General features: G+C 67.2%; 14 protein-coding genes. 6 read left to right on the forward strand and 8 right to left on the reverse strand.

Annotated elements, in window-relative coordinates; genetic code table 11:
- Positions 1-5 precede the first annotated feature (5 nt).
- Genes BLS97_RS17045 through BLS97_RS17060 form a run of 4 tightly spaced genes read right to left on the reverse strand, consistent with a single transcriptional unit; the run spans position 6 to position 4,417 of the window.
- Positions 6-1,511, reverse strand: a complete 1,506-nt coding sequence (locus BLS97_RS17045; RefSeq protein WP_197676234.1) for an aldehyde dehydrogenase (NADP(+)) — start codon at positions 1,509-1,511, stop codon at positions 6-8.
- Positions 1,512-1,519: 8 nt separating this feature from the next.
- Positions 1,520-2,392 (reverse strand): fumarylacetoacetate hydrolase family protein, encoded by an 873-nt coding sequence (locus BLS97_RS17050; protein WP_231988156.1) that lies wholly within the window; start codon positions 2,390-2,392, stop codon positions 1,520-1,522.
- Between the two features lie 37 nt (positions 2,393-2,429).
- Positions 2,430-3,587 carry a mandelate racemase/muconate lactonizing enzyme family protein gene (locus BLS97_RS17055; protein WP_090478039.1) on the reverse strand — a complete coding sequence of 386 codons (1,158 nt, stop codon included), beginning with the start codon at positions 3,585-3,587 and terminating at the stop codon, positions 2,430-2,432.
- Positions 3,584-4,417 carry an RraA family protein gene (locus tag BLS97_RS17060; RefSeq protein ID WP_090482494.1) on the reverse strand — a complete coding sequence of 278 codons (834 nt, stop codon included), beginning with the start codon at positions 4,415-4,417 and terminating at the stop codon, positions 3,584-3,586. Before BLS97_RS17060 ends, BLS97_RS17055 begins: the two co-directional genes overlap by 4 nt.
- Before the next feature lie 434 nt (positions 4,418-4,851).
- Between BLS97_RS17060 and BLS97_RS17065 the strand changes: the two genes are divergently transcribed.
- Genes BLS97_RS17065 through BLS97_RS17080 form a run of 4 tightly spaced genes read left to right on the forward strand, consistent with a single transcriptional unit; the run spans position 4,852 to position 10,414 of the window.
- Positions 4,852-6,456, forward strand: a complete 1,605-nt coding sequence (locus tag BLS97_RS17065) for an ABC transporter substrate-binding protein (protein WP_231988559.1) — start codon at positions 4,852-4,854, stop codon at positions 6,454-6,456.
- 29 nt (positions 6,457-6,485) lie between these two features.
- Positions 6,486-7,520, forward strand: a complete 1,035-nt coding sequence (locus BLS97_RS17070; protein WP_090482497.1) for an ABC transporter permease — start codon at positions 6,486-6,488, stop codon at positions 7,518-7,520.
- Positions 7,521-9,446 (forward strand): dipeptide/oligopeptide/nickel ABC transporter permease/ATP-binding protein, encoded by a 1,926-nt coding sequence (locus BLS97_RS17075; protein ID WP_090478047.1) that lies wholly within the window; start codon positions 7,521-7,523, stop codon positions 9,444-9,446. It abuts the gene before it with no gap.
- The gene (locus BLS97_RS17080) at positions 9,443-10,414 is read left to right on the forward strand and encodes an ABC transporter ATP-binding protein (protein ID WP_090478051.1); all 972 of its coding nucleotides are present in this window, start codon (positions 9,443-9,445) and stop codon (positions 10,412-10,414) included. The genes BLS97_RS17075 and BLS97_RS17080 overlap by 4 nt, the downstream gene beginning before the upstream one ends.
- Before the next feature lie 59 nt (positions 10,415-10,473).
- On the opposite strand, the gene BLS97_RS17085 is transcribed toward BLS97_RS17080, so the two are convergent.
- Complete coding sequence (locus tag BLS97_RS17085; protein WP_090478054.1) at positions 10,474-11,556, reverse strand: LacI family DNA-binding transcriptional regulator; 1,083 nt, start codon at positions 11,554-11,556, stop codon at positions 10,474-10,476.
- Positions 11,557-11,729: 173 nt separating this feature from the next.
- Between BLS97_RS17085 and BLS97_RS17090 the strand changes: the two genes are divergently transcribed.
- Positions 11,730-12,758 carry an NAD-dependent epimerase/dehydratase family protein gene (locus BLS97_RS17090; RefSeq protein ID WP_090478057.1) on the forward strand — a complete coding sequence of 343 codons (1,029 nt, stop codon included), beginning with the start codon at positions 11,730-11,732 and terminating at the stop codon, positions 12,756-12,758.
- Between the two features lie 290 nt (positions 12,759-13,048).
- Complete coding sequence (locus BLS97_RS17095) at positions 13,049-13,717, forward strand: TolB family protein (protein ID WP_197676237.1); 669 nt, start codon at positions 13,049-13,051, stop codon at positions 13,715-13,717.
- A 134-nt stretch (positions 13,718-13,851) separates the two neighbouring features.
- Here the strand turns inward: BLS97_RS17095 and BLS97_RS17100 are convergent, their stop codons facing one another.
- From BLS97_RS17100 to BLS97_RS17110, 3 genes are read right to left on the reverse strand one after another with little or no spacing between them, the layout of a single operon-like run.
- Positions 13,852-14,850 (reverse strand): Lrp/AsnC family transcriptional regulator, encoded by a 999-nt coding sequence (locus BLS97_RS17100; RefSeq protein ID WP_090478062.1) that lies wholly within the window; start codon positions 14,848-14,850, stop codon positions 13,852-13,854.
- Positions 14,850-15,710 carry an alpha/beta fold hydrolase gene (locus tag BLS97_RS17105; protein ID WP_090478067.1) on the reverse strand — a complete coding sequence of 287 codons (861 nt, stop codon included), beginning with the start codon at positions 15,708-15,710 and terminating at the stop codon, positions 14,850-14,852. Before BLS97_RS17105 ends, BLS97_RS17100 begins: the two co-directional genes overlap by 1 nt.
- A 41-nt stretch (positions 15,711-15,751) precedes the next feature.
- Positions 15,752-16,942: a M24 family metallopeptidase gene (locus BLS97_RS17110; protein ID WP_090478070.1), complete on the reverse strand. Its 1,191-nt coding sequence runs from the start codon at positions 16,940-16,942 to the stop codon at positions 15,752-15,754.
- Between the last annotated feature and the right edge of the window lie 13 nt (positions 16,943-16,955).

A 16,955-nucleotide genomic window follows, 5' to 3' on the forward strand; every position in this document is an offset into this window, starting at 1 on the left:
GGGCCTCAATCGGCGAGGAGCAGACGCCCGTCGACGCGTCTGGGCAGCTGGCCGCCGGTGGGCCGGTCCCTCAGCTCATCGGGCAACAGCGCGTCCGGAACGTCCTGAAAGCTGATGGGGCGTAACCACCTTCTGATCGAGGTGGCTCCCACGCTGGTGTGCAACGGATTGGTGGTGGCCGGGTAGGGACCGCCGTGGTGCATGGCCCAGGAGACCGCCACCCCGGTCGGGTAGCCGTTCCACACCACTCGGCCCACTGAGTCCTGGAGCATCCGCAGGATCCGCGCGGCGACCGGCCGGTCAGCGTCATCGGCGTGCACCGTGCCGGTCAGGGCCGGGCCGAAACGCGCCAGAAGGGCCAGGAGGTCATCGTCCGATCCGTACTCGACCAGCACCAGGACGGGGCCGAAACACTCATCCAGGACCGGACCGTCGAGCCCTCGTGCGTCAGCGCGCAGCAGGAGTGGGGTGCCCCACCAGCCGCGTTCCTTGCCGCCGCCCCCCTCGGCCAGAACCTGAACTCCAGGGTGTTCCCGCAATGCCACCGACCCGCCAGCGAACGCATTCCGCGTCCGCTCGCTGAGCATGACACCGGCCGGCAGCTGTTCGACCGCCCCCACCAGGGCGTCGCGCAGAGCGTCCCCATCGGACGACGCGGGGATCAGCGCCACGCCCGGCTTGGTGCAGAACTGGCCCACTCCGAGGGTGAACGAAGCGGCGAGCCCCTGGCCGATCGACTCACCGCGAGACCGGGCCGCCTCGCGGCACACCATCACCGGGTTGAGTGCGCCGAGTTCGCCGTAGAACGGGATCGGGGTGGGTCGCGCGCCCGCGACGTCGAACAGTTCGCGGCCCACGCTCAGCGAACCGGTGAAACCAACGGCTCGAATCGACGGGTGTCGCACGAGGTCGCCGGCCGCCCGCCGGCCATAGATCACCGACACGACGTCCGATTCCACCCCCGCCGCGCGTGCGCCTTCGGCCAGCGCCTCCTGGGAACGCACAGACGTCAACGGGTGCGCGTCATGCACTTTGGCCACCACCGGACATCCGGCGGCCAGAGCCGAGGCCGTGTCGCCACCGGGAACCGAGAAGGCAAAGGGAAAATTGCTCGCACCGAAAACCGCGACGGGCCCGAGCGGGGTGAGCATGCGTCGCAGATCTGGACGCGGCCCCATGGGTGTGTCACCTGCGTGGTCGATGGTCGCTTCGAGATACCCGCCGTCCTCGAGTACGTCGGCGAAAAGGTCCAGCTGCCAACGAGTACGAGTCAGTTCACCGCCAAGCCGGACCGGTCCCAGTCCGGTTTCCCGGTCCGCAATGGCGACCAGATCGTCGCGGTGCCGCTCCAACGAGCGGCCCATGGACCGCAGCATTTCGGCCCGGCCCGACCTACTCAGTTCGGCCAACTCCCGGGTGGCTGCGGCCGCGGCCGCGGTGATCCGCTCCAGGTCGGCGGAAGTGGTCTCGGCATCCAGCTCAGCGGCGGTCTGGCCGGTTCGCGGGTCCACGCTGGGAATCATGACGCCTCCGCACCGACGAATCCGCGGACCACCGGGTTGGTGAGCGAACCGACCCCGGGGATCTCGATGGTGACGACATCTCCGTGCTGCAGTGAGAACGGTGCCGCCGGGACCAGGCAGGTCCCCGTGGAGAGCACCGCGCCGTCCGGGTGAACATCACCGCGGAACAGGTAGCCGACCAGGTCGTCGATGCGCCGGTGCAGTGCCGACGTGTTCGCCTCCCCGGTCCAGGTCGTCACACCGTCCCGCTGAATGTCCAGGTGAATGGAAAGTCGGTACGGGTCAGGCACTTCCCACCAGGGTGTCACCCAGGGGCCGAGGCCGCACGCTCCGGAAAACACCTTGGCCTGCGGGAGGTAGAGCGGGTTCTCCCCTTCGATACTTCGCGAAGACACGTCGTTGCAGATGGTCCAGCCGACGATCTCGCCGTACCGGTTGACCACTGCCGCCAGTTCCGGCTCCGGCACGTCGAGCGTTGAATCGACTCGCACCCCGATCGGGGCGCCCGGTCCGGACGCACGCCAGGCCACCGATTTGAAGAACAGCTCCGGCCGCTCGGCGTCGTAGACCAGCGCGTAGACGTCGGCCGCCCGGTCGCTCTCCTCGATCCGGGCCGCCCGCGACGTTTCGTAGGTGACTCCGCACGCCCACACCTCGGTGCGGCCGTCGACCGGTGCCAGCAGCGCGACATCGTCGATCGCCACGCCGTCGATGCCCGGTGACGAGGTCAGCCGTTCCCGTAGCTCGGTCGCCGTCAGCTGCCACAGGTGGGCGAGCGACGGAGCGTCCCGGATCGGCCGGATCAGCCCATCAGAGAGCACGCCGACCTCCGGCGCGGCGTCCGGGCGTCGGAACCGAACGATGTTCACGGGGTCCTCCACGTTGTTGAGATCGTCGGGATGTTCGTCATCCGCTGAAGCCTTCAAGGGCGGCAGCACGGAGATGATCCATGTCGAACTCGATACCCAGACCAGGGCCATGGGGCAGTTCGAGTGAGCCGCCGGGGTTGCGTAGCGGGGTGGTGAGCAGCTCGTTGTAGACCGCCAGGTCGAAGCTGCTGGACTCGAGCCGGTAGAAGTTGGGGACCGTGGCCATGACGTGGGCACCGGCCACCAGATTGACCGGGCCAGCGGCATCGTGCGGTGAGATCGGGACGTAGTAAGCCTCGGCCAGGGTGGCGATCTTCTTCAGCTCGCTGATGCCGCCGGTCCAGGTGACGTCCGGCATGACGAAATCGGCCACGCCCGCCTGCAGAACGGGGACGAAGTCCCATCTTGTGTGCAGCCGCTCGCCGACCGCGATCGGCACCGTCACCTGATCTCGCACCTGCTGCAGAGCGGCCAGGCTCTCCGGTGGCACCGGTTCCTCGAACCAGTGCAGATCAGCGGCCTCGTGCAGCGAACGGGCCAGACGGATGGCGGTCGGTACATCGAACCGGGCATGGGCATCGACCAGCAGTTCGACGTCCGGGCCGGCCGCCTCACGGATTCTGGTCGCCGTCTCCACGGCCTGCCGCTCCAGATTCCGGGACAACGACCCGTCCAGATACCCGTCGTTGTCCGGTGACACACCCGGTGGATGGGGGAATGGATCGAACTTGATCGCGGTGTGCCCGGAGTCGGTAATCCGGCCGATCTCGTCGGCCAGACCCCCCGGGGTGGCAAAGCGGCTCTGATCGGGATGTGTGTACAGGAGTAGGCGGTCACGGACGCGCCCGCCGAGCAGATCGTGAATCGGCAGGCCAAGGGCCTTGCCCCGGATGTCCCACAAGGCAATGTCGATGGCACTGGTCAGGTGGGTTGCCGCGCCGCGGCTGCCCAGGTACGTGAAGGCTCGGAACAATCGATGCCAGGTCTGCTCGATCCGCCCCGGGTCGGAGCCGACGAGCAGGTCCTGGACTTCGCGCACCATGCGGGCCACGGTTCGGTTGGCCACCCTCGTCGTGGTGGTGACCTCACCCCATCCGCTCAGGCCCTCGTCGGTGCGGACCTCGACGAACAGGAACTCGCCCCAGTACGACACCGGCGACCGGATCAGCCAGGGCACCACTTCACGGATCCTCATGACGCGCCGGCCCCGCCGCCCACGGCCGAGCCCTGTTGCTCCGCTCCGCTCGGCACTGGGGCGGGCCGGTTCCCGTCGTCCGGCGCGCGGTCGTCGTGCTCCCGCGTCCGGCGCCACTGGTCGTATTCGGGGCGCGCTCCATCGGTCAGCGGGTAGTAGCGACGCAGGTCACCCCCCTCCGACAGTCGCATCCGGGAAAAGTCCTCCCATTCGGCGTGCACGCTCGCTGCGGCCAGCAGTTGCGGAGCCAGTGCGATCGGGACCACCACCGCCCCGTCGTCATCGGCGATGATGATGTCACCGGGGACGACAACGGTGTTCCCGCAGGCGATCGGGACGTTCACCGCGGTGGGGAAAATGTCGGTCTGCGAGTGGAAGTTGGGCGTCACACCTTTGAGCCACAATCCCAGTCCGAGGTCCTTCACGCGCCCGAAGTCACGGATGCATCCGTCGATGACCACTCCCGCCCCGCCGAGTCCGCTGAAGTAGGTCAGCATCATCTCGCCGAACACCCCGCTGGTCATGCTGCCGCGTGCGTCGACCACCACGACATCTCCCGGCTGGGCGTGATACAGGACGTGCCGATGCAGCTGCTTCTCCGGCTCCGCGTACTCGTCGACCTCATACAGGTCCTCACGCTTGGGCATGAACTGCAGGGTCAGGGCCGGCCCGGCGATACTGACGCCCGGGCTGTGCGAGAACGGGCCGACGATGTGGGAGCTGCGGATTCCTAGGCGGTTGAGTTCTCCGCTTGCGGTAGCGCTGCCTATCTCGGCCAGTGCGGCGACCAGGGCGGGATCGGGACGAACGATGCCGGGCGTTTCCATCATGAGATCTCTCTTCTTCGCCTCGAACGGCCGCCGGCCGCCGGGACCACGCTGTCCACCGGCGACCGAATGGCCCACCGAGTTTCGAATTAGTTTCGTAGACTGGCCCGTCTGCGATGCCAAGTTTCGACCAGCCTCTGCCAGGTGACTCTAGCGCGGCTATCGGTCCAGTGCATCGGGAATCCGAGTCGGACTATACCTCTCGATGAGCCTGACGCCAGTGGCGGAGACCAAGAAGTTGATGCCGCGGCCGCGCGGTCCGTGCCGGGCGACCATCGATCCGGAACTTCTTCGTGGCCCGATCTTGACGTAGCGTTTCGATGGTCGTAACGTCCCGGAAGCGAAACAATCTCCGAAACATTCAGCGCTTGGTTCGTGGCATCACCACTCTCACCGCCCGTTGTCGTGCGTTCCTACAAGAAAGTGGCTTGATCGAGATGACTCATCAGTTCCGGAATATCGCCGGTGTCGCCGCGTTCGCGCTGGTGCTGGCCGCCTGTGGCGGCACCAGCAGCAGCAGTACGAACAGTTCGGCGCCCGCCGGTGGCCTGGCCAGCGGCGGCACTTTCACGCTGGCGCTCGGGTCGGACCCGGGCACCGTCAATCCCTACAAGAGCACCGGCGGTCTCAACCGTCAGGTCTACGCGTTCGCCTACGACACGCTCGTCGGTCGGGGTGCGGACGGCAAGCCGGTTCCGCAACTGGCGAGTTCGTGGACCACGACGGGTACCTCGGTCACCTACGCCATCAAGACCGGGGTGACGTGCAGCGACGGCACGACTCTGAAACCGAGTGACATCGCCGCCGACTTCAACTACATCAAGGACCCGGCAACTCTTTCACCGTGGGTCGCGCTGTCCCTGCCGGTCAAGTACTCGGCCGCCGCGGACGACACCAAGAACACGGTCACGATCACCACCCAGACCGCGTTCGGAGCGCTGGTGCAGGGCGCCGGTGCCATTCCCATCGTCTGTCCCGCGGGGCTGAAGAACGTGGCCGGCCTGGATCACGCCTCCAATGGCACGGGGCCGTACAAGATCACCGACTACGTCTCCGGCGACCACTACACAATGCAGGTTCGGTCCGGTTACACATGGGGCCCGGCCGGAGCCGCCACCTCCGCCGCAGGCACACCGTCGACCGTGAAGATCGCATTCGTGGCCAACGAGTCCACCATGGCCAACCAACTGATATCCGGTCAGATCAACGCGGCCCAGATCACCGGGCCGGATCGCGCGCGGCTGGACAGCCAGACCGGGATCAAGCGATTCGACATCCCGGTCATCGTGGGCGAGGTCAACTACAACGAAGCGTCCGGCCGGATCACGAGTGATACCGGAGTGCGGGTGGCTGTCACCCAGGCGCTGAATCTGAGCGACCTGGTGCCGGTCAGTACGGCGAACAAGGGCACGGCGGCCACGAATCTGATCTCGGAGGCGCCGGTCGCCTGCCCTGGTGACGAGACCACCGGCGCACTGCCCGGTTTCGACCTCGCGAAGGCACAGCAGGCGCTGGATGCGGCCGGCTGGACCAAGGGTGGTGACGGAATCCGACAGAAAGCGGGCAAGTCTCTGACGCTGAAGGTCATCTACCAGACCGGCGCGCCGCAGACCGCCTCGGCCGTTGAGCTCATCGGCCAGCAGCTCAAGGCGGCCGGGATCGGCACGAACCTGGTCGGCTTGACCAACGCGGCGTTCCTGGACAGTCTGTACACGACCGCTGATTTCGACATCTACTACAGCGCGATCAATGTCGAATTCCCGTACATGGCAACCACCTTCTTCGGCGGCGCCACGCCGGCCAAGGGCGGCCGCAACGCCGGTGCCATCGCCAACACCGAGTTCGAGCAACTGTCGGCGAAGGCCGCTGCGGCGCCGGCCGACCAGGCCTGTGCGATCTGGAGCCAGGCGCACAAGTCGTTGTTCAAGAGGGCGGATGTCGTTCCGATCTCGAGCGGTGATCGGCCGATCTACGCATCGAAAGCGACCCTGAGCACGGTCGGGCTGTTCGCCGTACCGACCAGTATCCGTCTGTACCAGTAACATTCGCGAGAAGCGCATCAGGAGAAGTGATGAGCACAGAGATCGTGCTGACGCCGGACGGCGGTGCCGGATCACCGGTGCCGCCGGGCTCGGCGGTCAGGAGGAGAGCTCGGCCGCTGAACCGGTGGGCCATCTTCCTCGGGCGCCGCGTCATCCGGCTGGCGGTCTCATTGCTGGTGTTGATCACGGCGACGTTCCTGATGATCCACCTGATACCGGGGGATCCGGTCCAGGCGGCGCTCGGCGATCAGGCGACGCCGGCGCTCGTCGCACTCCGCCGTCACGACCTGGGGCTGGACCGGCCGCTGCTGAGCCAGTACCTGCACTACCTCGGAGGCGTTCTGACCGGCCACCTGGGCAATTCGATCGTCAGCGATTCCTCCGTCGCCCAGATCCTGGGCGAACGGTTCCCGAACACACTGAAACTCGCGGTCCCCGCCTTCCTGATCGTCATCCTGCTGTCCATGCCGATCGGTCTGTTGACCGCGGTGCGGACCCGCGGTGGTCGGGGTCGCACGACTCGCGCCCTGTTCGTCAACATCACCGGACTGCTGAACTCGATCCCTGACTATGTCCTGGCCACGGTACTGAGCGTGCTGTTCGTGGTCACGATGAAGATCTTCCCGGCCTCGGGTGACGTCGGTGCGAGTTCCTACGTCCTTCCGGTGATCGCGCTGGTCGTGGGTCCGGCTGCGTCCCTCTCCCGCATCGTCCGCGTCGAAGCGCTCAAGGTGCTGGACACCGAGTACGTCCGGGCCGCGAAGTCACGGCGACTGCCGACCGCGTTGCGGTACTTCCGGCACGTGCTCCCGAACATGATGACGGCCTCGCTGACCTTCGGCACGCTCATCCTGTCCGGGCTGATCGCCGGAACCGTGCTCGTCGAGAATGTCTTCGCCTGGCCGGGCGTCGGTACCGTGATCGCACAAGCAGTGGTGCAGAAGGACTTTCCGTTGGTGCAGGGTGTGCTTCTCGTCCTCGGAGGGACCGTCCTGGTGCTCAACACCGTGGTCGACCTCTTGCTCGGCGTCCTCGATCCGCGATCCCGAGTGGGGGAGATGTAGATGTCGACCATTCCTGGGCGCAACCGTCGCCGGCCCCGACTTCCGGGCGGCGCGTCGGCAATCCTGCTGCTGACCTTCATCTTTCTCTGCATCGCCGCGCCGTTGATCTGGGGACGGGCGGCGGAATCCACGATGGTGGTCGACGCCAACCAGTCGATGAGCGGCCGTCACCTGCTCGGAACCGACGACCTGGGCCGAGATCTGCTCGCTCGAACACTGGTCGCCACCCGCAGTTCCTTGGTGCTGGCCGTGCTGGCCACCCTGGTGGGTGGGGTGATCGGGATCGCTCTGGGACTGCTCTCCGGTGTCTCCAGGCGGTTGGGGCGGGTGATCGGCGCGGTCATCAATCTGCTGATCGCCTTTCCGGCGCTGCTCCTGGCGATCTTCTTCGCCGTTCTCTTCGGTATCGGTTCGGTGGGCAGTGTGCTGGCCGTCGGTGCGGCTTTCGCTCCCGGATTCGCCCGCATCACCCAGACCCTGACGGCGTCCGCGGTCAGCCGTGACTACGTCGACGCGTCGAGAGTGCTCGGTCGCGGGCCGTTCTTCGTCGTGCGCCGCCACATCCTTCCCAATATCGCAGAGCCGGTGATCCTGTACTCCACCATTCACATCGGTACGGCCATCCTGTCGCTGTCCGGCCTCAGCTTCCTCGGGCTCGGAGTGCAGCCCCCGGCCTATGACTGGGGCCGGTTGCTCAGCGACGGGCTCACCAGGGTGTACATCTCCCCGGGCGCGGCGCTCGGCCCAGCCGTCGCCATCGTCTTGGCCGGGCTGGCGTTCAACATGGTGGGCGAGCGCCTGGCCGATTCCATCGGTGGGCGCAAAGCCGTGTCCCGCCGACGGACCCAGGCCGCGCTCGCTGCCGTTCCCACCCCCGAGCCGGATGCGATCTCGACGTCCGGCGGAGACGCACTTCTGGAGGTTCGGCACCTGCAGGTGCTCTACACCGCGGCCGACGGCACGGTCACCACTCCGGTGCGCGACGTGTCGTTCTCGGCCGCCGCGGGGGAGACGGTCGGTATCGTCGGTGAGTCCGGATCGGGCAAGAGCGTTGCGACGTCGGCGATCGCGCAGCTGGTCGAAGCCCCTGGCTCGGTGCGGGCGCAGACATTGCGGTTCGGCGACGTCGACCTGCTGCGACCGACCAGGCAGACCGACGGCGAACTCGGCCGGACGATGTCGGTCGTGTTCCAGGACCCGGGCGAGGCGCTCAACCCGGCCCTGAAGATTGGAACCCATTTGATCGAACCCGCAGTGACCCACCTGCACGAACCCAAGCCCTCCGCCCGGCGTCGAGCCCTGGAGGCCCTGGCCGGGGTGGCGATCTCCGACCCAGAACGCAGGTATCGGCAGCATCAACACGAACTGTCCGGCGGCATGAAGCAGAGGGTGTGCATTGCCATCTCTCTGATGGGCGAACCCAAGCTGCTCATCGCCGACGAGCCCACGACCGCCCTGGACGTCACGGTCCAGCGGCAGATACTCCGGTTGATCGCCCAGGTGGGCGATCGGACGGGCGCCAGCATTCTGTTCATCTCCCACGACATCGCCGTCGTCTCGGAGATCTGTGACCGCATTCTGGTCATGTATGCAGGTTTCGTCGTAGAGGAGGCGCCAACGGCCCAGCTGCTCGCCGCGCCGGCGCATCCCTACACGCAACTATTGCTGGCCGCCAGCCCGACCATGACCGCGCGCAAGGATCTTCCGCTCACGTCCCTGGAAGGCCGGATGCCCGGCCCCGGGGTTGACCTCCCCGGATGCTACTTCGCAGATCGGTGCCCGCGGGCCGACGCCACCTGCGTCAGTACCCGCCCTCCGCTGGCCGAGGTCGGTGTCGGCCACCGAGCGTCCTGTTGGCACCCCCTGACCGGCTCCGTCCAGGGATCGCGCCAGGCCGAAGCGGCCGACGCGGTGGGTGCCGCATGAACACGGCACTGAGTGTTCGGGATCTCGGCGTTCGCTACGGTTCGGTCGTCGCACTGCACGACGTGTCCTTCGACCTGGCCCCCGGTCGCGTCCTGGGCCTGGTCGGGGAATCAGGCTCGGGAAAGAGCACGACCGCGCGCGCCGTGGTCGGGCTGGCGCCGCACACCGGGCGCATCACGATCGGCGATACGGACCTGTCTGTCGTGTCGGCGCGTGCGGCGCGGCAGGCCCGCCGACGCGTGCAACTGGTCTTCCAGGATCCGCGCAGCTCACTCGACCCGCGGTTCACCGTGGCCGAATGTGTCGCCGAGGGTTTGGGCGCCGGCCGCGGCCGGGACACCTCCCGAAGGGTCGAGGAGCTGCTCGAACTGGTCTCGCTGGATCCGGATCTCGGCCGCTCGCGGCCGGGTCAGCTGTCCGGGGGGCAGCGGCAGCGCGTCGCCATTGCGCGTGCCCTCGCCGCCGAACCCGAGGTGCTGGTGGCCGACGAGGTCACGGCGTCGCTGGATGTCTCGGTCCAGGCCGTGGTGTTGAACCTGTTGCGGCGTCTGCAATCGGAACTGGGGCTGTCCATGTTGTTCATCAGCCACAACTTGGCGGTGGTGCGCTACATGTGCGACGACGTCGCGGTCATGTTCGACGGGCACATCGTCGAAGAGGGGACCGTGGAAGACGTCATCTCGCGGCCGCAGCACCCCTATACCCGTTCTCTCCTTGCGGCAGTGCCTGAAGTCGGCCAACATCGGTTGCTGTCGGATTCGGCGATCGAGGCCAGCTCTGCTTCTGCCCCGGCGCCCGGTCCTGGGTGTGAGTACCGGCTGCGTTGCCCGGTCGGCCCGCTGCGCCGCGACGACCGCGCCGTCTGCAACACCGAGAACCCGTTACCGGAGGCCATCAATCGCGTTCACCACGCCAGCTGCCACTTTGCTCCGGCGCGGTCGACGGAGAGCCCTGTGGTCGTCGGATGACCGACGGGCCCATCGGCCACCCGACCACGGCACCGTTCTCGGTGAACTCGCCCGGTGACTCAGGGCCTCTTGGCCGTCCGGCGAGGCCGTGGCGGTGCCGTGCTCGACCGGACGACGAGCGTGGTGGGCAGCTCCGTGCGGGCCCTGGTCGGCGCCGTGGGCGCGTTGTGTGCGGTCTGCAGCAGCGCGCCGGTGGCCAACTCGGCCAGTTCCCGGATCGGTTGGCGGATCGTCGTGAGCGGCGGGAGTACCCACTGCGACATGGGGACGTCGTCGAAGCCCACGACACTGAGGTCTTCCGGGACCCGCAAGCCCTGACGCTGGACGGCGGTGTAGACGCCCAGCGCCTGCTCGTCGTTCGCCGCGAAAATGGCCGTGGGCGGGTCGGCCAGCTGCAGCAGTTCCGTCGCTCCCCGCACAGCGGACTCGAAGTGGAAGTCGCCCGGTCGGATGAGCGCTGGATCGGATTCGATGCCCGCCCGCTCCAGGGTGGCCCGGTAGCCGGCCAGACGCTCCTGGCTGCACAAGTAGCGCATCGGGCCGGTGACGGTGCCAATGCGGCGATGACCCAGGTCGAGGAGATGCTGCGTCGCGGTGGCCGCGCCACCCCAGTTGAACACGCCGAAGGAGAGGAGGTCGGAGTCGAAGTCACCGACCGGGTCGACCGAAACGAACGGAACGCCAAGCTGGCTCACGCGGCCGCGGTCGGCCGCGGAGAGACTCGCCACCAGAATGACGCCCTGAGAGCCCCGATCGGTCACGTCCTGCACCCACTGTCGCCGGTCCTCATTACCCGGGCCGAGCACGGACACGACGACCGAGACACGCGCCGCGCGTGCAGCCGATTGGACGCCGCTGATCATCTCCGCCGCCCATGGCGATCCGGCGTCGTTGAAGACGATGTCGATGAGGCCACCACCGGGCGGACGACGCGGGGCCGGCTCGTTGCCGGTCTTGGTGCGGGGAGTGCGAACGTACTGGTGCTGCTCGAGCAGCGCCTGCACCAGGGCTCGGGTCTTGCGGGACACGTCGGGACGGTCGTTGAGCACCTTCGAGACGGTGGCCACCGAGACTCCTGCGGCCGCCGCGATGTCGGCCACTGTGACTTTGCGGTCCTCAGACTCCGTGACGAGTACGGTCACCGGTCCTCCCGTTCGTACGCTCGCCGGACACAGCCGGGTCGATTCCAGGTGACGCTCCAGGTCATTTCCGAAACTTCCTCCGAAACTTACCCCGAGTTACGGAACAACACCACCCGTACCGCCGGTCGAATCTGCCGGTCGGTACCCTCACCCGAGTTGAGAGCGAGGATGCCGTGAGCCGCACCAGCAGGCGAGTGCTGTACGTAGGTGGGACCGGGACGATCAGCGCTGCTTGTGTTGTGGCCTCTCTGGGCCGCGGCGACGAGGTGCACGTCCTGAATCGGGGTGCGTCCACGCTCAGGCCGCCGCCCCCCGGAGTGCATCAGCACCACGCCGACATCCGCGGGGACGACGTGGGCCAGGCTCTGGCCGGTCTGCACTTCGATGCGGTGGTGGATTTCCTCTGCTACACAGCCGCAGACGCGCAACGGGCCGAGAGCATCTTCGCCGAGCGCACCGACCAGTACATCTTCATCAGCAGCGCCACGGTGTACCGCAAACCCGTCGCGCGCTTCCCGACCACAGAGTCGACTGCGTTGCGCAACCCGCTCCTGGCATATGCCAGGGGGAAACTGGGAGCCGAACAAGCTTTGATGGTCGCCTTCCGCGAGCGGGAGTTCCCGGTCACCGTGGTGCGGCCGTCCCACACCTACGACGATGCCAGGCCGCCCTTCCCAGGCGACTGGACGGTGGTCGACCGGATCCTGCGAGGATCCGAAGTCGTGGTCTCGGGTGATGGTACGTCGCCCTGGACCATCACCCATGCCGACGATTTCGCGGTCGGGCTGATCGGGTTGATCGGCCTGACCGCCTCGATCGGCGAGGCATTCCACATCACCTCCGACGAGGTGCTGACCTGGGATGCTATTCACGGCATCCTCGCTGCGGCCGCCGACGTCGCGCCGCGCTTGCTCCATCTGTCCGCAGACCTGATCGCGACGGCGGCCCCGGACTGGCGCTGGTCGGAACTGATCCGGGGTGATCTCAGCCACTCGAGCATCTTCGACACCACGAAGATCCGATCATTCGTACCGGCGTTCCGTCCGCAGGTGACCTGGGAGGAGGGTGCTCGCCGAATCCTCCAGTGGCGGGCGGCCCACCCCGACCGATCGGGACCCGATCCCACCACCGACTCGATCCTGGACCGCCTCGTCGAGGGTTATCACAAGAGCCTCACCGTCCTGCGACAGTTGGCTCCGTGAGCCGACACCCGAAGGCCGGTGAGGCCCGGTCGGCCGGTTCGTCGGAAGTCGCCGTCGCGGCCGGCGACTTCCGCACACTGCGTCCCGGTCAGCGCTCGGAGATCTGGCTCCTGGATGTCATGACGGGGGAATCCGAGCTTCTCTTGTCCTCCGACCGTCGGTTGTTCGAAGCTCCCAACTGGCACCCGTCGGGACGGTGGATCGTCGTCAATGCCGATGGCCGCCTGTTCCGCGTGTCCACCGAGCGCGGCGGCGGCCCGGAGCCCATCGACGTCGAAGGTCTGCCGGCGTTGAACAACGATCACCTCGTATCGCCCGACGGCAGTTGGCATTACGCCTCCGCGCAGGACGGGCACATCTGGCAGTTTCCGTGGGACGGAGGCGTCGGTCAGCGGATCAGCGGGCCAAAACAGGCGGACCGAAGGTTCCGACACTATCTGCACGGCATATCTCCGGACGGAGATTCCATCGCCTTTGTCGGAACGGAGGCTCATGGCCACGATCCGGCGGGAACCCGGTCCCTGTGGATCCGCAACACGAGCGCGGGCACTGAAAGGCTTTTGGGGGAAGGGTTCTCGCCAGCGGATGGCCCGGAGTTCTCGCCCGACGGTCGGTGGCTGTACTTCAACTCCGAAATCGCTTCCACCACGCCGGGTCACGCCCAGATATTTCGCAGTGACCTCGAAGGTGGTCACCTCGAACAGCTGTCCTTCGACGAACGCGTGAACTGGTTCCCTCACGTGTCGCCGGACGGCGTGTACGCGGCCTACCTGAGTTTCCCGGCCGGCACCGTCGGTCACCCTCCCGATCGGCGTGTCACGATCCGGCTGTTGCACCTCGAAACGCGCGCCACCCGGGATGTGGTGCGCTTGGACGGGGGTCAAGGCACGCTGAACGTGAACAGCTGGTCTCCCGACTCCAGAAGGTTGGCCTACGTGGCCTACCCGTTCCGGCCATGAAGCGCCGCGGCGCAGATCGAGCCGCGTTCCGGGGGCCAGGCCGGACAAAGTTGACCTGAAGCGGAAAGGTCAAACCCTCGCGTTCGCGAGTCAACCGTGTGTCGGCGGTGAGCCGGGTTGCTCCAGGCTCGCGGTCAGCCCGGCTCGACCAGGTCCGTCTGGTCGCGCCACCAGGGCGTCTCCACAAATCCCCGCTTGAGGAAGAGCAACTCCATCGACGCGCTCCAGCCGAGCACACCGTCCAGCTTGGCCAGCACCGTGGTGATGAACTCGAACAGTGATTGGGTCGAGGTGGCGATGACCTCACACAGCAGGGCGTTGCCGTCCAGCGTGGCGGCGAGATAGCGCACGGCCCGGTGCCGGGCGAGCTCCGCGGCCACCAGGCCGATGGCTCCCGGCTTCACCTGGACCGTCATGAGGGTCTCCGATTCCAGACCGAGAGCGGCCGCCGGTATCAGGGTCAGCACCGTCACGCAGCCGTTCTCCTGCAATCGATCGAATCGGCGGCGCACGGTGGATTCGTTCAGCCCGAGTCTCTCGGCGATCACCTTGAACCCGGCCCGGCCGTCGTCCCGAAGCTCCGCGATGATCTGGCGGTCCGTGCTGTCGAGGTGGCTCGGCTGGCAGTCGGCCGGCTCTCGAGGGGGCACGTCGTTGCCCTGGTCGCCGAGCAGCTGCTTGCTCCAGTCGTGGGCCACCTTGTACACATGCAGCAGCAGATCCGAATGCCAGCGCTGCACTCCGTCGATCGTCTGCATCTCTTTGATCATCCGCGGATAGCTGCTCGCGCCCTTGGGCACCACCAGTTCGAAGACCAGGTCGTCCGGTCCGGTGACGACGGCCAGGAACCGCACCTCCTCCCGCTGGACCAGGGCCGCGGCGACGTCGAGTTGCGAACCCGGTCGGCAGCCGAGCCGAACGATGAACGACTCGACCGGCCCGGAACTGCCGAGCTCCGGCATGACCGATATCCGCACCACGCCTTCGTCGATGAGTTGCTGGGCTCGCCTGGCCACGGTGGGCACGGAGGACTGGCACACCTCGGCGATCGAGGTCCAACTTGCGCGGCCGTCCTGCTGGAGCGCCACGATGATGCGGCGATCCAGTTCGTCCAACGTTGGCCATGCTCGCATCAACGAACGTCCGCCGGGGCTCGGCCTTGGTCGACCCGGGTCAGGAACTCCCGCACCGCGGCGGTCCACTCCTCAGCTTGCTCCACCTGTGGAGAATGCCCCGACTCCTCGAAAATGACCAACTCCGAGCCCGGGATCAGGGCATGGATGGTCTCGCTGCAGCTGACTGGTGTGATCCAGTCGGTGCGGCCGACGGTGATCAGGGTCGGGCAACTGATCGATGGGAGCAGGTGCTTGATGTCGTAGTTCGGGATGTTGTGGGCAAAGGCGAAGTTGTGGGTGGCATACCGGTAGGGGGTCGCCGCCACCTTGGCCTCCACGTTCGCCGGATCGTAGTTGAAATCGTAGAGCGGCAAGATTTCCCGCCAGCAGTCACGCAGGTCTTCGTCATCGCGCACCAGACCGGCGTTGATCCGGTCCAGCTTTGCCACGTCCACCTCGATCCGGGCGGAGGCCAGGGCATTCGTCCTGGAGAGCTTCTCGTGCGCGTGATCGGCCGCGGTGTCGCGGAGCACCAGGGCCCGCACCCGATCGGGATAGCGGGTGGCGTACTCCAGCGAGATGAACCCGCCGTAGGAGCCGCCGGCCATGATCACCTGATCGACCCCGATCCACTCCCGCAGCCCGTCGACGTCGGCGGCCCACTGCTCGTGGGTGAACGGCCCCTCGCCCCCGCTCTGGCCCGATCCGCGGGCGTCGAACACCACCACCCGGTAGGTGTCGGCCAACCGACCGAAGCTGGCGCGTGGCTCCGACCGAGAGCCAAGGCCAGGCGCACCGTGATGGGCGATCAACACGGGTGCACGTTCTGGTCCCATCACCTCGACGGCCAGCGGGTTGCCGTTGATCTCTACGAACATGTCACTCTCCAGTAGGTCGTGCTGCAGTGAATTGACGCCGGTCAGACCGCGATGACGGCGTGTGCGAGGTCCCGGGGGAACGAGGTCAACGGACGGGCTCCCTCGGCCGTCACCAGCATGGAGTCGGAGATCCGGTAACCGGCATGACCCGGGATGTAGATGCCGGGTTCGTTGGAGACGATCATTCCCTCGGCGAGCAGGGTGGGATCGCCGTCCTCGAGCCACGGCGGCTCGTGCATGCCCAACCCGATGCCGTGGCCCTGCCGGTGTCGCAAGAACCCGCCGAACCCGGCATCCCGGATGACCTGCAGGCACACCCGGTTGACCTCTGCGCACGCCACTCCGGGGCGGATGGCGTGACCGCCGATCTCCTGGGCCGCTCGCACCGCCTCGTAGTAACGAACCTGCTCGGACGTCGGCTCGCCGAGGAGGAAGGTTCGCTCGCCCTCGACGAAACGACCACCAACGGCGCAGCCCAGCGAGAGCATGAAGGTGTCGCCGGCCCGCAGCCGGTAGCCGGACGGCAGGCCGTGCGGGTAGGCCGAGTTGGCTCCGGCGTAGACCAATCCACCGGCCAGCGGGCTGACCACCACCACGTCGTCGTGCTCGGCGTACATGGTGCGCACCCCGGTGGACGTGACGTGAGCGGCCAGCTCGGCCTCAGTGGGCAACGCGGCGCCCGCGGCCACCGCGTCGGCAACGAGGGCGACCCCGGCGGACAGCATCTGATCGGTGATCCGGGCGGCCTCGGCATGCAGCGCGATCTCCTCGGGATGCTTGCCGAACCTGGCCCGGACGACCAGCTCGGTCGGCTGGAACTGCCACTGCGGCAACTGTTCCCGGACCGCGGCGAGCCGCTGGAACGACGTGGACACGGCGTGGCCGACGATGCCGGACGGGCCCACCGCCGCGGCCAGCGCGGCGAACGGAGGCACAACCCCGGGATACTCGGCGTAGGAGACGATCTCGGCCCTGGCGTGCTGGGATTCGGCGTGCTCGCGCTCGAGTTCGGGCAGCAGGAGCACACAGGCGCCGTCCACCGGCACCCAGACCGCCACCGGGCGCTCACAAGGATGGTGGAAGAAGCCGGTCAGGTATGCGACGTCCTCCGGGTCATCGCTGAACAACGCCGCGAACCCCGCGGCCGCGGCGTCTTCCCGAACCAGTTGCTGGACGCGGTCGAAGAAGTCGGCGGACAGCCGCGGCGTGAAACGGGTTTCGGTACTCGTCACGTCGGACTTCCTT

Source organism: Nakamurella panacisegetis (assembly GCF_900104535.1).
Taxonomy (GTDB): Bacteria; Actinomycetota; Actinomycetes; order Mycobacteriales; family Nakamurellaceae; genus Nakamurella; species Nakamurella panacisegetis.